The 24,502-nt window shown below is 56.9% G+C and carries 15 protein-coding genes, 1 tRNA gene, 2 rRNA genes and 1 pseudogene (1 of these 19 cut by a window edge); 2 read left to right on the top strand and 17 right to left on the bottom strand.

Going from position 1 to position 24,502, the window contains the following annotated elements:
- Window positions 1-6 precede the first annotated feature (6 nt).
- From drmA to PYL13_RS01715, 13 genes are all read right to left on the bottom strand, one after another.
- Window positions 7-3,540, bottom strand: a complete 3,534-nt coding sequence (gene drmA / locus PYL13_RS01775; protein WP_275640323.1) for a DISARM system helicase DrmA — start codon at window positions 3,538-3,540, stop codon at window positions 7-9.
- A complete protein-coding gene (locus tag PYL13_RS01770; protein WP_275640322.1) occupies window positions 3,540-4,049 on the bottom strand; it encodes a hypothetical protein in 510 nt (169 codons plus the stop codon). Before PYL13_RS01770 ends, drmA begins: the two co-directional genes overlap by 1 nt.
- A 6-nt stretch (window positions 4,050-4,055) precedes the next feature.
- Window positions 4,056-5,249, bottom strand: a complete 1,194-nt coding sequence (locus PYL13_RS01765) for a helix-turn-helix domain-containing protein (protein ID WP_275640321.1) — start codon at window positions 5,247-5,249, stop codon at window positions 4,056-4,058.
- Window positions 5,250-6,068 carry a hypothetical protein gene (locus PYL13_RS01760; RefSeq protein ID WP_275640320.1) on the bottom strand — a complete coding sequence of 273 codons (819 nt, stop codon included), beginning with the start codon at window positions 6,066-6,068 and terminating at the stop codon, window positions 5,250-5,252.
- A gap of 39 nt (window positions 6,069-6,107) precedes the next feature.
- Complete coding sequence (locus PYL13_RS01755; RefSeq protein WP_275640319.1) at window positions 6,108-6,713, bottom strand: hypothetical protein; 606 nt, start codon at window positions 6,711-6,713, stop codon at window positions 6,108-6,110.
- Window positions 6,713-10,756 carry an Eco57I restriction-modification methylase domain-containing protein gene (locus tag PYL13_RS01750; RefSeq protein WP_275640318.1) on the bottom strand — a complete coding sequence of 1,348 codons (4,044 nt, stop codon included), beginning with the start codon at window positions 10,754-10,756 and terminating at the stop codon, window positions 6,713-6,715. Before PYL13_RS01750 ends, PYL13_RS01755 begins: the two co-directional genes overlap by 1 nt.
- 8 nt (window positions 10,757-10,764) lie before the next feature.
- Window positions 10,765-13,887, bottom strand: coding sequence for a DISARM system SNF2-like helicase DrmD (gene drmD, locus PYL13_RS01745; protein WP_275641346.1), 3,123 nt, complete (start codon window positions 13,885-13,887; stop codon window positions 10,765-10,767).
- Between the two features lie 346 nt (window positions 13,888-14,233).
- Window positions 14,234-14,569, bottom strand: coding sequence for a hypothetical protein (locus PYL13_RS01740; protein ID WP_275640317.1), 336 nt, complete (start codon window positions 14,567-14,569; stop codon window positions 14,234-14,236).
- Between the two features lie 499 nt (window positions 14,570-15,068).
- The gene (locus tag PYL13_RS01735) at window positions 15,069-15,818 is read right to left on the bottom strand and encodes an ATP-dependent Zn protease (RefSeq protein WP_275640316.1); all 750 of its coding nucleotides are present in this window, start codon (window positions 15,816-15,818) and stop codon (window positions 15,069-15,071) included.
- On the bottom strand, window positions 15,811-17,844 hold the full coding sequence (locus PYL13_RS01730) for an ATP-binding protein (RefSeq protein WP_275640315.1): 2,034 nt from the start codon (window positions 17,842-17,844) through the stop codon (window positions 15,811-15,813). Before PYL13_RS01730 ends, PYL13_RS01735 begins: the two co-directional genes overlap by 8 nt.
- The gene (locus PYL13_RS01725) at window positions 17,841-18,260 is read right to left on the bottom strand and encodes a hypothetical protein (protein WP_275640314.1); all 420 of its coding nucleotides are present in this window, start codon (window positions 18,258-18,260) and stop codon (window positions 17,841-17,843) included. The genes PYL13_RS01730 and PYL13_RS01725 overlap by 4 nt, the downstream gene beginning before the upstream one ends.
- Window positions 18,261-18,341: 81 nt before the next feature.
- Window positions 18,342-19,250, bottom strand: a complete 909-nt coding sequence (locus PYL13_RS01720) for a hypothetical protein (RefSeq protein ID WP_275640313.1) — start codon at window positions 19,248-19,250, stop codon at window positions 18,342-18,344.
- A gap of 140 nt (window positions 19,251-19,390) precedes the next feature.
- Window positions 19,391-19,525, bottom strand: a complete 135-nt coding sequence (locus PYL13_RS01715) for a hypothetical protein (RefSeq protein ID WP_275640312.1) — start codon at window positions 19,523-19,525, stop codon at window positions 19,391-19,393.
- A 430-nt stretch (window positions 19,526-19,955) separates the two neighbouring features.
- Here PYL13_RS01715 and PYL13_RS01710 point away from each other — a divergent pair, with 430 nt between their 5' ends.
- Window positions 19,956-20,486, top strand: coding sequence for a hypothetical protein (locus tag PYL13_RS01710; protein ID WP_275640311.1), 531 nt, complete (start codon window positions 19,956-19,958; stop codon window positions 20,484-20,486).
- Between the two features lie 106 nt (window positions 20,487-20,592).
- A pseudogene (locus PYL13_RS26915) lies at window positions 20,593-21,708 on the top strand (recombinase family protein); the annotation flags it as partial.
- 138 nt (window positions 21,709-21,846) lie between these two features.
- Here PYL13_RS26915 and PYL13_RS01700 read toward each other — a convergent pair.
- From PYL13_RS01700 to PYL13_RS01685, 4 genes are all read right to left on the bottom strand, one after another.
- Window positions 21,847-22,263, bottom strand: a complete 417-nt coding sequence (locus PYL13_RS01700; RefSeq protein ID WP_275640309.1) for a hypothetical protein — start codon at window positions 22,261-22,263, stop codon at window positions 21,847-21,849.
- A 130-nt stretch (window positions 22,264-22,393) separates the two neighbouring features.
- Window positions 22,394-22,470 (bottom strand) — tRNA-Met (locus PYL13_RS01695).
- Between the two features lie 464 nt (window positions 22,471-22,934).
- Window positions 22,935-23,049 (bottom strand): 5S ribosomal RNA (gene rrf, locus PYL13_RS01690).
- A 95-nt stretch (window positions 23,050-23,144) separates the two neighbouring features.
- Window positions 23,145-24,502 (bottom strand): 23S ribosomal RNA (locus PYL13_RS01685) (it continues 1,443 nt past the right edge of the window).

Below are 24,502 nucleotides of genomic sequence, written 5' to 3'. Positions count from 1 at the left end.
TCCTCGCTACTCGAACACGCGCCCGTCAGGTCTTCTGATCTTCAGCAATGCGACCGGTTCGGTATCGCGCATGGAGCGAGCCGCAACGAAGAAATTATTTCCGCGTAAGCCCAAGGTATCCTGAAGTAGACGCTGTACTGGCTCCGCTTTGGCGTAAACAAATCGATCTCCGTTCTCAGTCTGCCTGTCCGCAATCGCTATCCACGCATCCCGCAGGTCATCAAGCCGCGCGAGGCACCTGTCGACCAATTCTTGCTCAAGCTCTGCTACTACCATCTTTTCTTGAACGATCTTGCGGACCTCGGCGTAGGCAGCTGGGTTGTCCTTCAATCGGTCAACGAAATCGTTCCTACTTAGGTCAGGCTCCACGTGGCGTGCACCGGCCACCAGTGTTGCGGCAAGAGCCCGGTCGAGAGCTCGCGGAGAGAACGGCGTGACGCTGGTTGCTTCTACAGCACGATAGAAGCTCATGTGGAACGCGCGGAACTGTTCGTAATGGGTCCGATCTCGAGGCTTATGGATGTTAAGGAGAGTGATAACAAGACCGGGTTTAGAGGTCTCGCGGCCGACGCGGGATGTCGCCTGAATATACTCAGCGGCGGTCTTGGGTTGCCCCTGCACAACCATCAAACCAAGGCGGCCGATATCGAGACCGACAGAGATCATATTGGTTGCTAGTGCGACATCGACTGCATTTTTGTCGAGGACCGGATAACCAAGTCTAGTGCGCGCCTCAGACACCTGATCAGTGCTATAACGCGATGTTAGTTCCTGTACTTCCCGCAAAGCCCGGTCTGCGAAAGGCTGACCGCTCGGCTGTTTGCGTACTCGACTAGTACCATAGCTAGTGAGGTGCGCGCGTACCTCATCTTCGACGATGCGTCGTGCGCCCCCGAGCTCCCGGAGAGCGTTGAAGTAGCAAAGCGCCGTCAGATAGGGGTCCGCAGGATCATTGTCCTTGCCGGATGAAACCGCCGCGGCACCCGAAAGAATGGTCTGCAACGCACGCAAATAGACCAGTTTTGGTCCGCGCCCTGGTGATGCGATACCAGCATAGATACGCGATGGGGTTTCCCGGTCGACTTTTGCAAAGAAGGAGTCGTGGCGGCTGATACCTGGTGGCGGGAAGATTGCCGTCTTCGAGCGACCGAACAGGTTTTTGATCTGCGTCTCCGCTCGACGAACCGTCGCTGTAGATGCCACAATCTTTGGGCCACGACGCTCGCCATTAATCTGGCGCGAGGCGAGCAGATCGAATGCCGTCTCATAGAGGCCGGCGATGGTACCGAGTGGCCCGGAGATCAAGTGCAGTTCGTCCTGGATTATCAAATCAATTGGCCTGAGTTCCCGTGACATGCGGGTGCCGTCGTTTTCACCTGCACCGTAGAACCCGGAGTAATCCGAGCGGGCGACGTGAGCGAAGAATGCTCCGGAGCGCCCCTCCCAGGGAACGCTGGCGAACTTATCCACTGTGGCGATCATAAAGGCCGGTAGACGACGATAAATCTCGTCATCGACGACCACGATCGGGAGGCGGTCTGCACCCGAGAACTCACAATCTGGATTATCGCAACGGATATCCAGACGTTCTGGCTTGGTAAGGTTTGGATGTATCTGGAAACTGTTCTTGTCGAAGCGTTCACCACACCAGGGGCAGTTCTTCATCGGGGCCGGCGCAGGTCCATTTCGGCTGCGGTGCTCAGCCAACCAAGAAACGGCCGTGCTTGGGTTCTTGTTCTTCGCATCGCCAAGCGCGTTGGGAGTCGCGCCACCGCCCACCCAAAGGCCTATCTCGATAGGCCAGCTGCCGAGTTCCGGATCAGCTTTTCTCTCCAACTCAAGGGCGCATACAAGACCGGCTGCTCGCTGCAATTGGTCAAGCGTCAGAAGTCGCAACGTATAGCGCATCACGACTGAAAGTCCCGCCCCCTCCAAACCGGGATTGGCCAGACGACGACGTGCGATAGCGAAGGCAGCTAGACCAAGATACGCCTCGGTCTTTCCGCCACCAGTAGGGAAGAAGAGTAGATCAACAATCGGCCGATCCTCATGGCCCAGATCAGCCAAGCCATCGAGGTTGAGAAGGATAAAGGCGAGCTGGAACAAGCGCCAGGTCGGCGCGCGCTGCTCGGACAGCGACTTTTTGTTGTCGGCTGCCGACCTCTGACGGTTCGATCGCGCCATGACCTTGTTCATGATACGGAAGGCGTTGAGGCTCGTCGGGTCATTCACCAGCCGGTCGATGCCACCTTCAATACGGCGGCAAGCCTCTTGGATTTTTACCAAGCAGTCGCGTGCGACGTCCTGGCGACGCACGCCCGAGACATGGCCGATCAGACCGTCCTGCTCAACTGCCCATTTGGCATATTCGACCGGCAAGGCGGAGAGCGCGGCCTTCAGACTGGTAACATCAGCTGCAGCCTCCTCCAGCTTTTCCATACTCCGCTCCACACCGGGGACGGGAATGTCGGCACCGAGTTTTTCCACCTCTTGGATCGGAATCGGATTGGTAAATACGGTGACGATCCGACCACGCTCATCAGGCGCACACCAGTCCGCAGAGGTGTTATGACCTACAGCGAATGAGCAGACATCGCTGTAATGGAGATCGGCAAGGCGCTCATCGAAGTCGCTTGCATCATAGGATGCGCGGTCGTCGCGCGGGGCGAAACCATCGATGGTATGCAGCTCAAGGCGAGCCTGGAAGCAGAAGGCGATGTCGCCAAAACGGCGATAGGTTTCCGGGCGGGCGTTTACCAGAAAAACAGATACGGCTAGAACATCGTCCCGGACACCATCGACCCCTGAGGTCTGAGCCGGTCGAACAGTGACCACCAGTTCCAACCCGCCTCCCGGCACCTGCGGTGCCGCGCTCTCTCGTACTACGATGCGCTGAGGAAAGCCCTCCTGCAATGCCGAAAGGTCGATGGTTAAGAGCTCCTCTCGAGGTACCCTGCGCCAATCCAATGAGCTCTTTAGCGGTTCCTTAGGCTGCTCACCAGCCTGGACGGCTTTCTCTCTTTCCTCGGGCAGGAATACGGTTTTGTCGAGCGGCGGTTCGGTAACGTAGTCTCCCCAGGTGACACGGGCTTGGAACATCTTCGCCGAACGGGGCAACAGCACTGTTAACCCAAGTGATGAGGGAACGAAAGATCGCATAGGTGGGCGCTCGCTCGCGCCATCATCAACGGCATTGCCTGGGCCGGGTGCGCCCTCCTCCATGCCTTCCGCCGAGCGTAGCGCATCAAGCTGTGCTTCCGCCTTTTCGTCATCTGCAGCACCATTGCCGAAAATCTTGTCAGCGCGTCGCTCTCGGCTGTCTTTGCGACGAGGAGCGAGAAAGCCGGTTAGGTACCAGGTGGAAGGGCTTGTGCCCGAAATAATTTCTCGATCAAGATCGGGATCAAGGTCTGGGTGAGCGCCGACCAAATCACGGCGCAACAGGTTCATCAGGCGCTCACGAACCTCAACCGGGGATGTCGGCTTGGGAAGGATGCTCAGCGCGTCTTGCAATGAAGGCATGGATGCATTGTTCGACATTATTTCCCCTCCAACTGTGCAAGCTGTGCCAATGCCTGCTCAAGCCATTTTTGCGTATAGGGCGTCTTGAGGTCGAGCTTGGGTTTGAAGCCAACATCACCGAGCAGCCGCTCCAGCGACACCAGACGCTCGCGTAGACCAAGGCGAATGCCAATCCGGAGGCTGGCTTTGTCCGGACCACACAGTACCCAGGCGTCTTTCCTACCGATCGCATGCGCCCAGAGAGCTCGTTCGCCAGGGTCTAGGTACGCGATAGACGGGTCTCTGGTCACCGCCTCGGCGTGGTCGATATCCTTAACGGCGTGGACGGCCTTGAGAGTCTTGACCAGCACGTCGCTGTCAATCTGTTGTTCGGGTCGACGCTTCTGGAAACCGGTCTGCGTCTCGACAAAGCAGTCGCCGACCGTCTCGACCGCATAGCCTCCACAAAGCGCTCTCCATCCGGAGACGCGCCAGCACTCGATGATGACGTTGGTGTCAACGAGAACGGGACCATGATGTCGAGCCATGCAGCCTCACAACTCGTATGGCGCTTCGACGCCATGGGCTGCAAAGAGATCGGCAAAATCGTCGATGGCAAGACCGAGTATCGAAGCAATTCGGCGCATCGATGTTTGCCCCTCATCCAGTGCGGCAGCCACAATCTGGACGAACGGCCTTGAGAAGAGCGGCGGTGTTTCCGGCTTTCCCGGTTTCGCCCTACCGTTGTTTCTCAGGTCATCGCCAGAAATCGCATCGCTCTGCTCTCGGCTCAAACGCTTCATGCCGAAGAGCCTCCAGCGCAATGCCTGCGATGTCACCAGCAACTCGTCTGCCACCTCGTTGAGGCGATCGACCAAACTCTCATCTGTCAGATCACCCCAGTCGCCAAACCGATCAAGCACGCCTGCGGGCATCAGAAGCGCAGACGCGAAATTGTCTGCCAACTGCTCGACGCGGTTTCGCTTTTTTGGCATGGCCTCTTCGATATGCTCGGGCGGCATTTTCTCCCATGTCAGGATGTGAAAGAGCTCATGCGCAAGATCGAAATGGCGGCGGCCAGCGATCTCGTTGCGATTGATGAGCACGACATCCAGCTCGGGCAGCCGGCAAGCCGCTCCCGAAACTCCATCGATCGGATCGACCATCAGGACAAGGATACCGAGCTTTTCGGCCATGACATCGGCCAGCCTGCGAGCCGGCACCTCTCCGAGATCAAATTCGGCGGCGAAGCGTTCGCCGGCGGCACTCGCATCGTCAAAGCTTGACTGCTTCGATAGACTCAATGCTGACCGGATAAGCGGAGGCTTGCGGCCTGTCTGGCTCGCTAGTGTGCGGAAGGCTGCAATCAGACGCCCGGCAGACTCCTCATAGCCACGGAGTCGGTCGCCATCGACCCCGGTCTGCCGCCAGGAAAAGCGGCCTTCTCCGGCGAGCATGAATGGATCGGTGAAATAGTCGACGGATACGCCGAAGATTTGGGTGGCGCGCAGCAGTTCGTCCGCCGCGACCTTTCGGTCGCCGGTTTCTATGGCCGACAGGGTTTGGCGATCCTTGAATCCGAATTGCTCAGCTAGGTCTTCCTGAGACAGCCTTCGCTGTTCTCGCAATGATTTGATGCGTGCGCCGATGGTCATGGTCATTGGGGTTCTCCTTCGCCCCATATATTCTTGCAAAATTAAATTTGCAAGAATTTCTTGCGAAAACGGCACTGCGGTTTGGAAATACATTCAAACCAATGAGGCGATTTTTTCGCGCAACTGCTTGCTTCGCTCCTGAATGGTACTGCAACCAACATTGGGAGCGCACTCCCTATGGTCAACGAGATCGAGCTGACAGTTATGGCGGTTCCACTGAGTGCCTGCCGGATGGTTCAATCCGGGAAGCACACGGCCAATATCAATAATGCCGCGCTCTCCCAGCGCTTCGAGAACAACGGCCGGGGTGGGGCCGAACGGAACCAGCCAAGCTTTCGGAAACCGCTTTATTTCCGGCACAAAGATGTCATCGATCATTTTCCTCAGCGGGGAACGAGACATAATTTTCTCATCACCGTTGAAATCCTTCCATCCTTGTTTTCCTGTCTCAAGAACCGGGTAGCGCAAGACGGAGGTGAAGTGGGCCCTGTGGATACTTCTGGTGAACAGCTCGCCGCAGGACGCCACGCCAAACACCTTTTGAAATCCAAAGTGGTCCATGAGTTGAGAGGCGATAGTGCGCATGGTTCCTTTGAAAGAAGCTTCAAGTTTCGCCGAACGAGCGGCCTCTTCCGCTGAAACTCCCTTCTTCAATTGCCTCTGCAATTCTATGAGCGCCGCTTCCGCCTGCTGTTTGCCAGGGGTGATGCCAATCAATACGATGTCGGCTTGCTCGTTGATCCAATCAAATGGCGCGTAAAAGCAGGAGTATTTTCCTTCCGACCAAAGGGAAAAGGCGGGATCGGATAGAATAGTGTTTCTTTCAATTGCTTTGCGAACATCGTCCGGATAGCGGCTCTTCAACGCGTTTTGAAGGGAATCAATACGTTCGATTGCTCCTGCTTCAATCATGCAATGTTTGTCCTCAAATCTGAAACACAAAAAAGACCTTCAGGCCGCTTCACCGATTTCCTCGACATCTCGCTTCAGATGTTGGCTCCTGCTCACCCTTTCCAAAGCCGAGCAAAAGCGGTTTCCGATTTGGTCGGCGATCCTGACCATGTCATCACCGCCAAGGATGATTGTTCCCTGCCAAACCACATTCCCAGCTCTGTCTCTGTCGCTACACTTGAATTTGAATCCACGTAGGAGGCCGTTTGAGTTATAGGGCACAACGTTCCGAGCATCGCCGTGCGCTACTGAGTCTCGCAAGTTTTTGATGAGTTGTTGAGCGGTTCGGCCACGGAAGGACCGGCTTGCCGTGGCGGCAACAGCCGCTCGTGGCATCTGAACATCCTCCTCCTCGACTATGACGACTTCCCATGGCCTATCTGAGACGTTCTCTTCACTTAATTTCTGCCAGACGCCGTTGGCCGCGACAGCGGCAGCGGAATTATCCTGAACAGTATTGGTGCGCATTCTTTGTGATGACCAACAAAGGATTGCCGCGAAGTAGGCATAGGCGGATGTCACGCGAAAACGCGGATTGCGGTCGTGCAGCATCTCTTGGAGCCGCTGAACCACAGCATATTCCATGTGATCATCGGTGATTTCCATCAGTCCAGTCCCTCCGGTTCCTCGTTGCCCTCATCGCTCCGTGCAGAGACTTTCGGTGCGATGCCCATCCTGACCTCTTCGGCATGCCGCTCGGCATTGAGCGCCAGCAGACGGGACAGCACGCGATCACGGCCCTCGGCGTTCCAGAAGTAGCGGCCCTGATAGGTGTGGTCGTCTTCCGTCTCCTCGGTGAGAAATTCGGGACGCAGCTCATCCGCAAGATCATGCCAGCCATAGGCGCGCAATACTGCACGATCCATGTCGTTGTGAAGCCTACGCAGGCGCTGGATGGGCGTGCTTCCTTCTTCATCATTGTGGAAGCGGTTATAGGTTTTGGTCATGCCTTCATTGGCGTCGATCATCAGTGCGGCACGATGATCGTGGTAGGTCTGCCCAACCTGCTCAAGCGTTTCGTCGGTCTCATAGCCCTCCGGAAAAGGGAAGGTCTCGAAGCAGTCGGACGGCGCATAGCGCAGGTCATCTTTCATGGATGATGAGAAGAAGCGGGCCCAGATTTCATGGACGCGTGACTGGAGGACCGCCAACGGAGAGAGGTTGGGATAAGCGAAAACTACCAGACTTTCCGCTGGCACAAGCGCACTTTGTGTAACTCCGATACCTAGCTGAGGAGATATACGAGACAACACAAGAATTCTGTCCGTTGAGCTCAATGAATCAGCTAGCCCAGCCCTGCGTTCAGCAAACCTCCACCAGTACCGTTTGTAACTTTCTCGGTTATCGCGATCTCTTTTTGGCTTGACTCGCCGCTCGATGATTTCGAGCAAATTGGGCCAATCTCCAGCGACCGGACCGGGATAATCTGCGGAAACGACACCGGAACGTAGTTTGGCCTTTTGGGTCTCATCAGCCAGTTGCCGCCAAGGATAAACAGCCGATGGATCACGTCGAAGCGGAAAGTCTTCGAAGTCAATCGCATAGCGCTGATGCGCGTGAGTGGGCGAATTGTTCACCTCCTCACCCCCAAGGTATGGCTTTATCCGTTTGCTGTTACGGGGGTCTTTTTCGATCAAACGCTCCATTTCAGACGTCGTTTCCGCTTCGCCTTTGCCAGCGGCAGCGTCATCGAAAGTAAATCCCATGCCCAGTAAGTAGGAACCAATAAAAGCTCTCTTAGCATTAGTCACTAAACGCGATGGGGTGTCATCAAATCCACCACTTACCAAGTATGCGGAAATGCGGTCTATTTGGCGACCGTCGAGCATAGAAGCGCGGGCCTTGCCACTTTTTCCGACATGCACGATCGAGACGATCACGGCCGCACCCTCGTTGGGCCATTGATAGCGCTTGATCGCGCGAAAGATGTTGCCGCCCTGGCTCAAGATTTTCGCCAGCCCGCTAACGCGCGTGTCGCCCTGACCGATGGTATTGGTGGCGATGAGCCCAAATGAGCCGCCCTCGCGGAGCAAATTAAAGGCGCGCCGGAAGAAATGCGCGACAAGATCGGCATTACCGTGAGCCCCTTCGTGCAATTGCTGAAGCCACGGCAGATACCGCGCCCCTGACGCGGCGGAGATCGTATTCTTCCCGGCAAAAGGTGGATTTCCGATAATCGCGTTAAATCCGGGATTATCCCGCGCAAACACTTCCGGAAACTCAATCTCCCAATGAAACGGTCGCCAGCCCTGTTCTACCCGAAAGGCGTTTGCCTTCGCCTCCAGCAGGTCCCAGCGCGGCTGAAGATGCCCACCGATCCAGCTTTCAACCTTCGCCCGCTCCATCTCGCGCGCTTTCGCCTTATCAGCCGAAAAGAAGGCAGCGATGACGGCATCGCCGACGATACGCGCTGGCTGGCTGGCATCCTGCACGCGGCTGAAACGCGCGGCCTGCGCTTCCGTGAGCACATCATCGGCAGCATTGCGGATCGCTTCACGCCCCTCCAGTGCCTTATCGACCGCATCCTTGATCATGCTTCGGAACAGCGGCAGTCCGACTTTTGAAGCATCCCAATTGGCGGCCTCGATTTCCCGTTGCGTCAACCCAACTAGGCTATCGCCCGCCTTCAGCGCATGATCGAGGAAGGTGAATTCATGATCCCGCGCGAGCGTCGCGAGCCAAAGCGATAGTCGCGCCAAGTCCACCGCCATTGGGTTTCGGTCGACACCGTAGAGGCATTTCTGGGCCACCAGACGCCGGGCATGCAGCGCCTCATCCTCATCCGGCGGAATGGTTGGCTTTTCCGCGCCATACATATTCCAGGCCTGCTCCAGCCGCGCGCCGAGCTGGCGGCAGGCTTCGACCAGGAATGCGCCGGAGCCACAAGCAGGATCGCAGACCCTCAGCGACAGCACAGCCTCAGGCGAAGCTTGGGGGCCGATCCGTTCGAAGGCCGGCTCCAGTGCATGACGAACGATCGGTTCCGTCAGCGAACGCGGTGTATAGTGCGAGCCTGAGCGACGACGCTCCTCGGTCGGCTGCAGATAGGGCGTGCCCGGATTGATGGCGGACCCATCGGGCGTGGCACGCAGGTCGATCAGGCCGCCGAAGGCATCGAGCAGAGCCGGGACATCGGCGGCCTCCTTCACGCCCTTCGTTTGCTTGGTCGACAGCTTGATGGCGTTGTCCTTCAGCCACTTTTGGCGCTCGTTCGGCTTCTGCGCGAGAAGTGTGTCGAGCCCGATGAAGGTCGGCAGCTTCTTCTCGTCGCGCAGCGCGATCATTTGCTCCTCGGCCCGCAAGGCGGTAAAGCCCATCACCGTCTCATAGACCGAGCCAATGCTTTCCACGTCGAGCGCGCGATAGGACAACCGTTCGCGGATTTTCTCACCCGAAAGGCTGCGGGCTTCCACCGTCATTAGCCCATGCAGAATGCGCAGAATGCAGCCGTCCGAGATCGGCAGAACCTTGGCGTCGTCCGTGGCGCTGCCCCTGCCCCGTCCTTCGAGGAACGGAAAAACTTCAGGATCAAACAGCTTGCCGCCTCGGCGAGCGACCCAATCGCCATACCCCTCATGGATGATACGGAACACGGCGAGAAGTTGGCCCCAGCCGCCACGGCGCTCGTCCATTGTATCCGGATTGAGCGCTTCATCTGTCAGGAGCTTGGCGTAAAGTGTCTTGACCGAATAGGCCCCCTCCCACAGCGTCTTCAATTGCGGATCGGACGACGACGGCAAGAGGTCGCGATCTTCCGCGTAGAGCAAGAAGACGAGCCTCATCAAACAGGTGAGCAAGCCTTCATAGAGATGATGCGACTCATCTTCGGCAAGCGCCTCGATACGTTCGGGATCAGATTGGTGTATACCACGCAACAGCTCGTGCAATGCGCCGAGGACCTGTCCGGAGAGCTTTTCCGAAACCTCGTTCTGGGCCTCACGGGACTGCCTGAGGATTGGGCGAAGCCGCTTCTCAGGTGCACCGGTGAAAAATGCATTTCGCCCAAGGCAGAGCTTGAGGCCGGCCAGCATGGGGCGACCTTCAACCCGTCCCAGAGCCGCGAGCGGCCAAGTGATCCAGCCGGCGGTCTCACCACGGGGCGCATAGATGAGACGAAGGGTGTTACGGGCGATCAGTATACCGGAACCGACACCGGTCTCGCGAAGCAGCCGCTCCAACCGCTGGTGCGGGCTCGCCTCCCATTCGCTGTCACCGAACTGACCGCGACCGTCAGGGTCCAGACCCGGATGGATCGACACCAGCATCTGTGCCGGGACGCCCTCCTCTGCCACGCCGTTCCACAACACAGCCATGTCAGGCGTCAATAAAGTCTCATGCTCGGGAACGATCCGTGTGAGATCGGCTGAGACGGCGGCACCCGATGGACTGCCGGCAACGAACTTTTCAGGCCAATTGAGGACCTCTTCGAGGAAGCGCCATGGGTCCCGGAGAATAAAGAACCTGTCGTCCTCCCGCTTGGCATCCGACGGAAGCTCCAACACCTCGGCCACCGCGTCGGTATCGAGCGGCGTCTGGCGGATGGGTGTAAGTCCCAAGTTCCGGAGGACATTGGGTCCGACAACCAGGCCCTCTGGCTGCAGGTAGTTTAGCCATTCGGTGGTTTCGTCTGAACGAGCATAATAATTCATGGCTTAACTCAATTCGTGGCAGGCCAGAGATAAACGATACCGAGCGGCTCGAGCTGACGCGCCTTCACCTCATAACCGTCCTTTACCTTCTGGGGTTCGTTATCGAGGTCATGCTGCAGACGGACCAACTTTTCATCCCAGGAGCGGCGATCGGCTTCAAACTGCCTCATTTCCTTCTCTGACTGTTGCTTCTGCTCCTCGGTGGAGAAATCGAAGGCGAACTGGTCCGGAGCCTTTTTCTCCCGCATGGCTTCACGAACCTTCTGAATCTGACGATTAAGCAGATCGGTCATGGCTTCAGCCTCACGCCGACCGTTTTCCGCCAACTCAGCGAGCGCGGTTTTCTCGGAAACCTCCGCGCGGGCTTCGAGGTGTGAACGAAGATCACGGATATCCAACTCGACGGTCTTTTCGAGACGATCGATCACGCTCTGGATCGGTGTATGCCCGGTTCGTAGAGCATCATCCAATTGAGTGATCGTTGTCGTCTCTCCAGCTTCGGCAAACGGGGACAGCGGTGCTTCATTGCGACGAACATCACGCCACGCCGCGGTGATCGGAATGATTTCTTCATGCAGCCGACGCGCCCCCGGCCCAAAAAGCGATAGGCGGCCTACCAAAACGACACGGGGCTGAGCACCGGGACCGATGATGGCTGTCACCCTGCCAATGTTGGACCGAAATCCTTGCGAAGAGAACCTAGAGATCAGGCGTTTGACCAAGCGATGCTCCAAGTGGAGCTGCACCACGTCTTGCGGCTCAGGCTGCCCCTCCTTCACATAGGGAGGTTCGAAAACGAGGCCACGCACAGGTGTTCTCTGCCGCCAACGTTCTCGCTCATACGGTTTTCCCGGTCGACCTGGCCTTAGCTCGTCGAACAGAGTTGCCCAACTGCGGTCCTTGGCAAATGCAGGATGCTGAGGATCAAGCGCCACGGCCTCCGGAACGCTGAATTCTCCTGCGGAGAGGACCGCATCATCGTCTTTAAGAGCAATTTCCACCACTTGGCGAATATCTGCCCCTTCGACGCCTACCCGCTTACGGGCCTGCTCAAGCAAGCGCTGGAGCCGGTCTTGCTCGTCCTTCAGGCGAGCAAGACGCTTTTCCTGTTCGTCGCCAAGCTCCTTTTCCGCCGTGGAGACCTTCGAGGTATTCTCAGAAGCTATCTCGTCGGAAATGCGCTGGGTCTCGCCGCGGCGTATACCATCTCGGGACAAACGCTTTTCAATTGTCTGGCGAAGAACCTCACCCGACGCGCCAAGCTCCTTGCGGATCGTCTCGGTCTTTCGGACAAGCGCATCGAGAACACGGTCTTCCTCTCGCTGGGTATAGAAGAAGTAGCTGCAATTCACCGTCTTCGAGGGCTGAAGTTTTCGGTCAATTCGCCCATTGCGCTGTTCCAGGCGCGACGGGTTCCAGGGCAGGTCGAAGTGTACAAGGTCATGGCATCGCGCCTGTAGGTTCAAGCCTTCACGTGCGGCATCGGTGCACACGAGGATACGTACCGGTTCTTGAACGAAAGGAGCGTTGAATGCGATCTTAATACAGTCACGCTCTTCCAAACTTGTCTGACCGGTGAAGACAAGAATACGCCCATCGAGCTCGATCTTGTTTTTTCTACGCTTTAGCAGGCCTTCTTTGAGTCGCTCGACAAGCCAACGACGCGTATCATCCCATTCCGTGAACAAGATGAGACGACGGTCACGCCACTGGCTATCACCGTCCAGCATCTCGGACTCGATCCAGTCCAGAATCGCTTCTATCCGACCGTCGGGGCCATCTTTGGCTGCACCGGAAATTGCCAACATTCGTTCTACATGAGCGATTGCGGCATCGAGATCACCAAGTTCGCCGCGTGCGTCGACGGTTGCTACATCAATGAGATCATTGTCTTCGACAAGTTCGAGAGCCTCATCTCCGCCCAAGGCAGCCTCGTCTCGCTTCCGGTTCAGTGTTTTCCGATGTGTTCTGAGCGTTCGGTCGAACGCCGCAATGGACGAGAATAGACGCTGCTGCAGATTGGCGAATAGAAAGCGCGCTCGCGTCCCACCGGTGGACGAAGAACGATACTCGTCCAGCATAGCCGCAAGCGTCAGTTCCGGCGCGTTGTTCGGTAGGTTCTCGATTTTGATCGGCTTAACGATACGTTCCGGGAACGGCTGCCCCAATAACCGCAGGTCTTCTTTCAGCCGCCGCACCATCACTGGCTCAAGTTCCTTCGCATCAACGTTGATACCGCGAGTAAATCGCTGCGGATCGAGAATCTCCAGAAGCGTAGCGAAGGAATTCGAGTGCCCATTGTGGGGCGTCGCTGATAGGAAAAGCCGGTGCTCGAAACGGCCTGCGATCTGCCGTACCGCGCGCGTCATCTGACTTTCGGTAGCCCATACCGTTCCTGACGAGGGTGCAGCATGATGAGCCTCATCAAGGATTAGCAAGGATCGTGCTTTGAATTCACCTAGTAGGTCCCGCAGTCCCGACATGTACGTCTCGTCGGACAGGACGCTATGAGAGACCAAAAACCGTGAGCCAACGCTCCAGGGATTCGCTGAAAAGCCACGGGTGCGGCGTGTCTCTAACAAATACTCCCGATCAACAATCGTAAAATCGAGACCGAACTTCTGTGAGAGCTCATCTTGCCACTGGAGCAGCATCGACGCAGGAGCAGCAACGACCACGATCTCAACTCGACGCCGCAGAAGAAGTTCGCGGACGATGAGGCCTGCCTCCACCGTTTTGCCGAGACCAACATCGTCTGCAATAAGGAGATTTACGCGAGGCAAGTCCAGGGCTTTAGCCAAGGGCAAAAGCTGGTAGGCGTCGAGGCGAATACCAGCTCTAAATGGAGCCTGAAACAGCTTGCGATCAGCCGCAGATGCAGTCCGCCACTCGGTCGCTCTCAAAAACGCACCAAGGCGCTCGGGGCCCTCAAACTTGGTCTGAAACAAGGTCGACCAATCATTCGGATCAATAATCTGCCGGTCAACCTCTGAGCTAAGCGTTACGCGAAGAGCTTCACCCTGCGCATCATCCTCAACTGAGATGAGATCAAGGAATGGTATTGTTCCAAGTCTGCCACTCTGTTCGACGACCCAGTTCTTCGAACGTATGCGGACAAATGTTCCGGGCAACAAGTTGTCGTGAGGGTCACTGATGGTTTCGGTGTAGTTCAAGTCTAACCCTCTATCTTGTCTATCATGAACAAGCGATTCTCAGTTGATTCACACAACGCTGTTCTTAGCCGAACATTATACAAATGGCTTTCGATAACTTAAACGTGTTCGTGAATATAAGCGCAACCTCAATGGAATTTGTGGTGGTCCGCTTGATCTCAGTATTTTCGATTCCTCTGCAAACCCCGTTATCAGGAGTAATGGGGGGAAGACACTGGGAATCTATGAATCGCCGTTTGCGGTGTAATACTGTCAGCCTTCAGCAGAAATGAGAGCCTACTTCTCTATTACACCGCCATCAACATCATGGTTGACGGACCATAGGTCGAGACTTGAGATGCCATTTGGGCCGGAACGGAAACAGTCCATCCGAGTACCGATCGGCCAGTCCTTCGAAGACGTCCTCACTCTCTCGGACATCGAAGCCCTGGCGCTCCAGGTCAACGACGATGGCTTCCGACAGCTTGTCCAGAGCGAGCGGTGCATCTTCGCGTCGTTGCGCCGCCACGATCATCTGCCACAGTAGCACTCGCGCGAGATCGTCACGAGACGGACGGCGTCTGGCCTTGGCCTCGTCTCTGACACTCTGCTGGCGAACCGCCTGCTCCGCGTTGCGCTGCTTCTTCGATTTCCTGGTCATTTCGTTGTCTCCTTGTTGTGGAGCCTCAGTGTCGGTGTGGGCGATGCAAGGAACAAGCTCGGCTGGCTGCGTTGACATTTCGGAGGGGGAGGCTGGATGGCCAGGAGATCAACCGCCCGTGCGCAAACGTGGTTTGCATCGGAATCGGCATTCGAGACATTGGCAACGACAAAATTGGATCAGGAATCGCGGAAGGGTAAATTGAGATGATGTGTTTCGAATTGCCGGGAACGTCGGACAGGGTATGCCTACCTTGATTCGACGTGAGCTGACGTGCAGATGACGTCATCCAATGTAAAGCCGGTTGCTGTCGGATCAGGTTGACGCATCCCGACCAAGGGTCACCCGCCCCCGCCCGAACGACGTCGGGACCGGCGCCAGAATCGCGCTTCCGTAAATCGGTATCGATCTCCACGATTTTGGAATCGGCATTCGGGAATTCGGAATCGGAGTGGCGCCGGTCGGAATCGCGGTTTCGGAGCCACTCCGACCATTTTCCTCAGGTTTCAGGCTCGATTGAGGTCCTGAGCAGCGCCCTGACCTCTTCGCCGGTCATCACCCCGACGTCCTTCAGCCGTTCGGCAATCGCAATAAGTTCGTCCCGCCTGTTCTCCAGCAGTTTTCGCGCTGTCGCTTCGGCGGTCATCAGGCGAGCATTCACCCGATCCGCTAGGTTCCGATCAAGGCTGAGTTCATTGATCGAGCTGGCCACGGACCGATAAAGCAGTGGCTGCTGCTCGGCGAACCCGAGACGGGTCTCGGCAGCAACTGCATGGTCGGTCGCCCGCGCGAGATCGCTATCGTCGTAACCACCCGCTCCGGCGACAGTATCGCCAAATGTCAGAAGCTCTGCCGTTCGGCCCGCCAGCATACAGGCAATACTCCGCATCAGCCAGTCCTGGGTTTGAAGGAGATGGTGATGCTGCCGGCTGACCACCTGCCCCATCCCACCGATCCCGATGCTGACGGTCATGACCTCAGCAATCCCGGTGTCACAGAACGCGATTGCATGACCGACTTCATGGACCGCTATACGCCAGCGCACCTCGTCGGAGAGTTTCATCTGGCCGGCCAGCAGGGCATGCTCGAGATCGCCCCAGGTCAGGGACCGCTGTTGCCGTCTGGTTTTTCGTCTGACGTCCCGAACGAGCCGCTCAATGTCGGCTCCTGTACTGCCGGACGCCAGCAATGCCAGTCGTCGAAGATCAGCATGCTGGTTTGGTATAACCAACTGATTGGCTTCAGACATCTTGCGATACTCCTTGATTGGATTTTTTCAGGGCATCGGTGTCGCCGCCTTTATGGGCAAGATACCGCATTGTTTCACTGGCTTTGGAGCCGCTCGACGGTGCCGTTGCCAACACGCCAGCCAGGTCGGCCCCGAGGTGATGAGCCAGAATGCTGACCAGCCCCTCGGTATCCGGCATAGGGATCGCGACATGTTTTTCCAGTCGCCCTGACCGTAACAATGCCGGATCGATCTTTTCGGGGAGGTTTGTCGCCGCGACAACGATCACGCCATCGGTCTTTGTCGTGCCATCGAGAAGCTCAAGCAGCCGATTGATCAGCGACCGCCAGTAGTCATCATGCTGCTCCCGTCTCCCGCCAAATCGGCTGCCGATATTGTCGATCTCATCCACGAACAGGATGAGGGGCGCATTTTCCCGTGCCAGTTCGAACGCTTTGGACATGCGCTTGAGGACGTCACCGAGATATCCAGGCTCAAGCCAGGAAGCGACGGACGTCACCAGCAGCGGAACCTGCAAACTGTTGCAGAGCGCGCGGGCATAGGTCGTCTTGCCGGTGCCGGGCGGTCCCGACAGGATCAGCTTCGTGCTCATCTCATTCCAGGCCAGCTCACCGTTACGCCAGAGCTGAAGGTCTGTCTTGAGATCGAGCGCCCAATCCTGAGCCTCGCCATAGCCCGAGAGTGTTTCAACCCGCAGCGGACGCAGACGGTTGTGTTCCGAATTGGTCGGATCAGCGGCTACGCTGCCGCTGTCTTCCTTCCCTGATGCCTCAGCAGGCTTCACAGGCCGAACAACGTCGATCCCATCCAAGGACTTTGGTTCATCATCACCGTCCTCGATCAAAAACCTGCTCTTGACCTTCGGTCGGCCTGACCGGTCACGGCCTCTCCCGGAGCCATGATCGCCATCATCATCCGACTGTTTGGAGGAACGTGACCGCTCACCGAGAACCTTGAGGACCGACAGGATATATTCGAGACCGCGGCCTGGACGAATGGCCAGTGCCAGCATGTCGATAGACAAACCTTCCAGTTCAAGCGCCATCTTTTCCATACGTTGCAACGACTGCTTTGGCGCAATGCCGAGACAAATATGCAGAAGCTCGGCAATCAGCTCATGATCGAGTCCACCAGCCTCAAGCACGATGTCGGCGGTCATCGACACAAATGGCGGAAGCGCGGGCTGCGTTTCATCGGCAAGGACGACGGGTACTGAACGCTCAATCAGGACATCCACAAGGAACCGGCTCAGCGAGCGTTCGACGGCCTTCGGCACATCGCTGCCGGCAAGGGTCTTGATCGTCTTGCGGGTCTTTCCGCGGCGGCGATCACCATATCCGTCCGAGAGCGGGCTGCTGCGATGCACATCTTCGAGCTTCGTCCAGTACGGAAGGATCAACCCGTCCTCGAGCATCAGACCGAAGCGCCGTTCGAACCGGCCAACCGGCGCTTTGATGAGCACAAAGGCTCCTGGCTGCCGAAGAACGGCTGACAGCGCCGTCAAGTCGGGAACGCTTGTACCAACGGCACGGGCAACCAGCAGAGCCACCGCAGCATGGGCAACGCTTGGCGGCGCAATGTGCTCGCGAAGGAGCGCCAAGAGTTGTCTGGACGTCGATGACGACTTTTCCGGAACCGACATTGCATCGCCCGAGGTCGGCTTCAGGCGGGCAGCAGCGGTCGAGGTCTTCCGTTTGCTCGTGGCCTTCCGGGCAGAGCGAGCCTTTTCACGAGGCGGCTCTCCTGGAAGGTCCTGCAAAAGCACGTCGAGGGTCGTCGTTCTGTATGGCGCTTTGCCCAGACGCCGCTCGAGTTCGGCGCGCGCCTTGACCGGCTCAGCGTCGAGCAGGCGCAAGGATTGCTCCGGGACACGCCAGACCGTGCCTGATGTCTCATCGCCTTCGACGATGAAGTCGGCCTCAAGCAATCCGACGACGGCGGCGCGCTCGTAGAGATCGAGGACGGACAACCGCCTGATACGGCCAAGCAGGTAGCGGGTGATGCGATCAGTGAGGGTTTCCATCATGCGTCCTCCCCGTTTCCATGGGCCTCACCAGCTTCCGACACCCCTTTGATGGCGAGTAGCTTGCGATTGCCGTCGAGCCAATCACGCAACATCAGCGCCGTTGGATCGCCAGCGGCACACAATGCCAGCAGTTGCTCTCGGAAGATTTTGGGAACGCTACTCATCGCAATGCCTTTGCGGCGGGCAAAACCGATCACGACCTGCGCGACGATGGCCGGATCGGGCAAGGCTGCAGGCGTTGTCGCACACATTGCAATGGCCTGAGGAATGACCTGCGACCGGGACGTCGTGTTCTGGCTGGTCGCATCCAGCAACTTTGCAAGTCGCTTCGACCGGCTGGTCGTCACGGGGTGTGAGGGAACCTGTTCTGGAGGATTGTTGGGGAAAGGGATGACATTGGACGTGGGTCGGCGCATGGCAGACGTCTCCTGTCGCCGAACTTGATAGTCCGGCGTGAATGATAGAGCGGAAAGTGGAAAGACGATTGGTGGGGCCGCTCAGCCTATGCCGGCCTTTGGACTGCGGGCAAAGCCGACGCGGATTTGACCACGATCGGCGATCTGGTGGGCCTCGGTAACCGGCTCTTCTCTTGCACCCAGCACCGCGTTTCCCTCAGCGTCGGCGATGTCGGCTATGCTACCACGGCGATCAGGTTGTCTCCCTGGGGAAAAGGCATGCCTTGCCAGTGTCCAGTTCTCGTTGATCCTGGCATGGAAGCGTTCACGCAGCATGCCAAGCGCCTTGCCTGCCCCGCTAACCTCGACCAGATGATCGAGATTACTCAGCGGCCACACACCACCGTCGATGTCGGAGCGCTGGTTTTCCGCGTTCAGAATGACGACGCGAACTTCTTCAGCCACAAGCCGATGATGCTCCCGATAGAGAAGATCGGGCACGACGAGTGCCGCCGCCAGCATGCGGGATTTCAGGTCATTGATGCGGGAGAGTTCGTATAAGCCGAGGCTGCGCTTTACGTCGATGACATGAGCGAGTTTCGTCGTCTTGTTCACGAGGATCAGGTCCGGCGTATAGGTTTTGCGCCCACCAGTATCGGCATCCAGCGTCAGCGACCGAAAGTGCTTCGGGTCATTTTTTTCGACGAGTTCTAGCGCCGTCTTGGTGACCGGCAGCCGCAAATTTTGCGTCAGTACCACAAGATCGGGGTTGAGGCCCGCGATGATGCCGATACCACGCTCGAGCAGCCGTCCCTCTTGGATCGGAATGGCGCGCAGGATTGCGGCGGCTTCATTGACGCCGCCGGCAAGCGCGTTGGAAAGTGCACCCGCCGAGAACGGCTGCGCAGACAGTTCGCCGATGAGAATGTCGAAGCGAAGCTTTAGGGCGTCGAGATCGACGGCACGCGGATAGGCTGGCGCGCCAGGCGCACCGGAAAGAATGGTCGTCATGATATTGCTCCTGTTGACGATGACAATCAGACCGCGGACTTCAGGCGCACGGCCTCCGACGCGGAAATGATTTCCGCATCCGGCAGCCAGCAAGCTTCAATCAAAGCTATTCGAAGTCAGGGCTGTTTAGTTGAGTGGCCTCAGGCGGTTGCCAGTGCGAAGGCACCACCAAAAACACGAGACGCCAACCAGCGCTGTGGCAACAGGCGCTCATCAACAGGATCAGTAGACGGAGAAGCTTCCCCACTGGAAGCAAAGCAGATATGGGTCGACATAGCCCAATTCCTTCGAACATAAGGTTGCGGGTCAGGCCCTCGTAGGTGTTGGTAGCACCGGCGGGGGCCGCTAAGTGTCTGCAGTCATTCGAGTTCTGCGGACACCGTCGACATAGCCCGGAGATTCGCCTCCGGCAAGCCGGTTAGAACACACCCGGAACAAAGAGCTCCGGTATGGTTAACGAAACAGACGCCGCTCTTAACCAAGCCGCGAGATCGCTGCGCACACTCCTGCCATTTCCCTTGCCATTTCGGCAGCATTGATTATTTGATCAGTCACGACAGTGTCGCCCAAGCGGATGTGAGCGTGAGGGAGAGACGATTCTGCGTCAGAGAGCTCTCGACGGTAAATGCCGGCCACACGGCTCCGTCATCGTTTTTTTCCGACATTTCAGAAGAACAACGATGCGCAATGCGCAGGGAGACCATCATGACTGACGCCTTGAACCCCCGCCACCAAATTGACGCGGCCGCCGATCCCTATCTCCAACGCCTCCTTGCGTTTATCCAAATGAACGCCGAGATGGAGCGCGGCTTTGGACCGGCAACCGCCTTGCTGCAACACGCAAAGACCTTCGAGCCAGCGGACAAAAATCCCGCCTGGTTCACTCGCGGTCCTGCAAAGCAATGCTTCGATAACGCCACGCAGATGGTCATCGAACGGCTGGCTTCAGGCGATAACAGCGTCCGCTACGCCGAAGGCTATGCAATGGACGCCGAACTGCCAATCCCGATGCAACACGCCTGGCTCGTCGACGCGGATGACAAGGTGATTGATCCGACCTGGCGCGACGCAACGGACAATCTGTATTTCGGGATCGTGTTCGAAACGCCTTTCGTCCTCAACCTGCTGCGGATCAAGCAGAGCGCCGGTATTCTGGTGGATGCCGTCGGCATGCGCCGACACTACGGAACACTAGAGCTTTTCGAGTCCGGCATCTACCGCTCGGCAACCAATTGATCGGTTCGTTACATCCAGGCCGGCGCGCAACAAATTTCGCGCGCCGGCTTGGAAAGGGAAAATTTCCCTCTAGGTTTCGTCAACCCTGATACCGTGTAGAGCCATCATGACCAAGACCGTTCTCTTCTATGCCCGCTTCTCGACCGATCGTCAGGATGAGCAAACCATCGAGACACAGGTGGCGCTCGGCCGGGAATTTGCGCGTGTACGCGGTTGGAACATTATTGAAGTTTTCGAGGATCGGGCGATCACCGGAACAAAGCTGAAGTCACGGCCCGGCATCCAGGCCGTGCTGCGCCGGATCAAGGGCGGTGGTGTCGACATTCTACTCTGCATGTCAGTTGACCGCATTTCGCGCGACATGGAGCACAGCTCCGGCATTCTGAAGCAGTTGCGCCATCACGGTGTTGAACTCTGGGCAGTGGATAAAGGTGGCGCGATCAGCGACATGGAACTCGGCTTCCGCGCCGTCATCAGCCATGAGATGATCGAGCAAACCCGCTTCCGGACACGCGAGGGCATGAAGACCTCAGTAACCAAAGGTCGGGCAGCAGGCGGGATTGCATACGGGTATCGTGCAAAGCTCATCTATGACGCTAAAGGCAATCGTATCCCCGGCGAACGGGAGATCGACGAAGAACAGGCCGAGATTATCCGATGGATTTTCGAGCAATACGTGCTCGGAAGGTCACCAAAAGAATTGGCTGTCGAACTCAATGGACGTTTGCCCCCCGTACCAGGTCCTCGTGGGCTTAAATGGCGCGACACGGCAATCCGCGGCCATCGAGATCGTGGTGCCGGCATTCTCAACAACGAGACCTATATTGGTCGTCTGGTCTTCAACCGGCGCAATTTCCGGAAGAACCCCGAGACGGAGAACCGTGAAGCACGGATGAATGACAAAAGCGAGTGGGTGGTCGGCGACGTACCAGAGCTCAGGATCGTGTCCGACGAGTTATGGACAAAGGCCAAGAAACGTCAGATGGAAGTTGAGGCGAGTTTCAGCCACACGACGACCAACCGACTCAATCGAACCCACCGTCCATCCTACTTGCTCAGCGGATTGCTTGAGTGCCAGCATTGCAACGGACCGTACGCTATCATGGCGAAGGATCGTTATGGCTGTACCAATCGTCAGAAGAAATTACCGATCGAACATCTGGACAACATCGTTTGCCCCAACTCCAAAACGATCAGTCGGCACGAGTTGGAAAGCCGAATCCTCGACGCAATCCCCGCGCGGCTGCTTTCAGTCGAGAGCACGGCATCGATCCAGGACGAGATCAACAGGCAGCTGTCAGCCTCAAGGAAGGCCGGCGAGCGAGATCGGGAAAAGCTGCAGGCACACCTTGTGGACGTGTCACGCAAGCAGGAGGTCATCGCCGGTCAGATCACCGAGCGCATCATGAATGGTCAACCGCAGATCGAAGCATTCAACAAGATGCTCGACGACCTCCAGACCCAGCGTGAGGAGCTTCAGGCCAGCCTGGCAAGAACCACCAAAAAGCGAAGTGGGCAGCCGAAGACTTTTATTGCGAACCCATCCATGTATTCCGCCGCCATCGAAGCCCTGACAGCAATGGTGCGCACCGGCGCAAGCGAACAGGATGACGTCCAGCGACATTTCAATTTCCTGAGGCAACTGGTTCAAAAAGTGGTCATCGCACCCTCTGCGGATCGTAAATCGGCCGATCTGACTATTCACGGCCATCTGGCCGCAGTCCTCGCGTCGGTGCAGGCGTTTCAGGAATACAGTGCCGGTCTCGCTGAGCAGCATAGAAACGAGTTCGCCCGCCGGGTCAGGGCGGGTGAGTTCAATGATCAGTCCGAGAAGCTGGCATATCTTGAACGCTTCCGCGCCGTTCTCGCCGAGGCGGAAACTGACTGGAAGCTGTTACAAGTTTCAGTGGTTGCGGGGGCAGGATTTGAACCTGCGGCCTTCAGGTTATGAGCCTGACGAGCTACCGGGCTGCTCCACCCCGCGTTACCAGGTTTTTGCCAAAGGCAAAATACCGACTGCGCAAGTTCGCAGAACTTGTCGCGACAGAGCAAACACGATGTGTTTGCATCCCCTAGGCAAACTGTAAAACAGTTTGTCCGTATTTCCAGGTTTTTGCCAAAGGCAAAATACCCCTAGGCAAACTGCATGGCAGTTTGTCCGAACCAGCGCAAGTTCGCAGAACTTGTCGCGACTACGTCGATCGCTCTAGCGATTGACGGATCTGTGCCGAGCAAATTGGGTTGCAATTTGTCTCGCGTTTCCTGAACTTGCCAGTTTTCCCGATCTATCAGCCCTCAAAGAGTTAGCTTTTCGGAATGGCAGGACGGCATTAGTCCAAGAATTGGCCTTAAACGCAAAAAGCCGCTTTGATAGCGGCCTCGTGTTGGGCATCGAGGCCCTTTTTGTGATGAGAAGATGTTTTGTAAGCTTTGAGTTGCGTTTAGCAGACCTGGCAGCGACCTACTCTCCCGCGTCTTAAGACGAAGTACCATTGGCGCTGGGGCGTTTCACGGCCGTGTTCGGAATGGGAACGGGTGCAGCCGCCCCGCAATAACCACCAGGTCGGCAAAACGCAACAACTTACGTTGTTTTCGAGAAGCTGGAGAGCTTGAAGCTCACTTTAATTTAACACGTCTTGATGGACATGAACAATGAGAACGAAGAAGTCGATCGAGCTATTAGTAACGGTAAGCTTCATACATTACTGTACTTCCACACCCGTCCTATCAACGTGGTCGTCTTCCACGGCTCTGATAGGGAATACTCGTTTTCAGGTTGGTTTCCCGCTTAGATGCCTTCAGCGGTTATCCATTCCGTATATAGCTACTCTGCTATGCCCTTGGCAGGACAACAGATCCACCAGAGATACGTCCATCCCGGTCCTCTCGTACTAGGGACAGATCCTGTCAATATTCCTACACCCACGGCAGATAGGGACCGAACTGTCTCACGACGTTCTGAACCCAACTCACGTACCGCTTTAAATGGCGAACAGCCATACCCTTGGGACCTGCTCCAGCCCCAGGATGCGATGAGTCGACATCGAGGTGCCAAACAACCCCGTCGATATGGACTCTTGGGGGTCATCAGCCTGTTATCCCCGGCGTACCTTTTATCCGTTGAGCGATGGCCCTTCCACACGGGACCACCGGATCACTATGACCGACTTTCGTCTCTGCTCGACTTGTCAGTCTCGCAGTCAGGCTAGCTTATGCCATTGCACTCGACGACCGATTTCCGACCGGTCTGAGCTAACCATCGCGCGCCTCCGTTACTCTTTCGGAGGCGACCGCCCCAGTCAAACTACCCACCATACACTGTCCCGGATCCGGATAACGGACCGCGGTTAGACATCCACGAAGATAAGGGTGGTATTTCAAGGATGGCTCCACAAGAACTGGCGTCCCTGCTTCAAAGCCTACCACCTATCCTACACATGCCTTGGCGAATGCCAGTGTAAAGCTATAGTAAAGGTGCACGGGGTCTTTCCGTCTGACCGCAGGAACCCCGCATCTTCACGGGGAATTCAATTTCACTGAGTCTATGTTGGAGACAGCGGGGAAGTCGTTACGCCATTCGTGCAGGTCGGAACTTACCCGACAAGGAATTTCGCTACCTTAGGACCGTTATAGTTACGGCCGCCGTTTACTGGGGCTTCAGTTCAGAGCTTGCACCCCTCCCTTTAACCTTCCAGCACCGGGCAGGCGTCAGACCCTATACGTCGTATTGCTACTTCGCAGAGCCCTGTGTTTTTGATAAACAGTCGCTACCCCCTGGTCTGTGCCACCCCACTATACTTGCGTACAATGGGGTCACGCTTCTTCCGAAGTTACGCGTGCAATTTGCCGAGTTCCTTCAACATAGTTCTCTCAAGCGCCTTGGTATACTCTACCTGACCACCTGTGTCGGTTTCGGGTACGGTCTATACGGTGGAGCTATTTCCTGGAACCTCTTCGCTGCACAACCAATCCAATAAGGGTGTACAACACACGAGATCCGTCACTACCACCAGGCC

The organism is Agrobacterium sp. Azo12 (assembly GCF_029193765.2).
Taxonomy (GTDB): domain Bacteria; phylum Pseudomonadota; class Alphaproteobacteria; order Rhizobiales; family Rhizobiaceae; genus Agrobacterium.
This window is presented reverse-complemented; position numbering and strand designations above follow the sequence as displayed.

Bases quoted from the DNA above. Each gene is read 5' to 3' on its own strand.
- drmA (WP_275640323.1), bottom strand. From the start codon at position 3,540: ATGTCGAACAATGCATCCATGCCTTCATTGCAAGACGCGCTGAGCATC.
- PYL13_RS01770 (WP_275640322.1), bottom strand. From the start codon at position 4,049: ATGGCTCGACATCATGGTCCCGTTCTCGTTGACACCAACGTCATCATC.
- PYL13_RS01765 (WP_275640321.1), bottom strand. From the start codon at position 5,249: ATGTATTTCCAAACCGCAGTGCCGTTTTCGCAAGAAATTCTTGCAAAT.
- PYL13_RS01760 (WP_275640320.1), bottom strand. From the start codon at position 6,068: ATGATTGAAGCAGGAGCAATCGAACGTATTGATTCCCTTCAAAACGCG.
- PYL13_RS01755 (WP_275640319.1), bottom strand. From the start codon at position 6,713: ATGGAAATCACCGATGATCACATGGAATATGCTGTGGTTCAGCGGCTC.
- PYL13_RS01750 (WP_275640318.1), bottom strand. From the start codon at position 10,756: ATGAATTATTATGCTCGTTCAGACGAAACCACCGAATGGCTAAACTAC.
- PYL13_RS01740 (WP_275640317.1), bottom strand. From the start codon at position 14,569: ATGACCAGGAAATCGAAGAAGCAGCGCAACGCGGAGCAGGCGGTTCGC.
- PYL13_RS01735 (WP_275640316.1), bottom strand. From the start codon at position 15,818: ATGTCTGAAGCCAATCAGTTGGTTATACCAAACCAGCATGCTGATCTT.
- PYL13_RS01730 (WP_275640315.1), bottom strand. From the start codon at position 17,844: ATGATGGAAACCCTCACTGATCGCATCACCCGCTACCTGCTTGGCCGT.
- PYL13_RS01725 (WP_275640314.1), bottom strand. From the start codon at position 18,260: ATGCGCCGACCCACGTCCAATGTCATCCCTTTCCCCAACAATCCTCCA.
- PYL13_RS01720 (WP_275640313.1), bottom strand. From the start codon at position 19,250: ATGACGACCATTCTTTCCGGTGCGCCTGGCGCGCCAGCCTATCCGCGT.
- PYL13_RS01715 (WP_275640312.1), bottom strand. From the start codon at position 19,525: ATGTCGACCCATATCTGCTTTGCTTCCAGTGGGGAAGCTTCTCCGTCT.
- PYL13_RS01710 (WP_275640311.1), top strand. From the start codon at position 19,956: ATGACTGACGCCTTGAACCCCCGCCACCAAATTGACGCGGCCGCCGAT.
- PYL13_RS01700 (WP_275640309.1), bottom strand. From the start codon at position 22,263: ATGCTGCTCAGCGAGACCGGCACTGTATTCCTGAAACGCCTGCACCGA.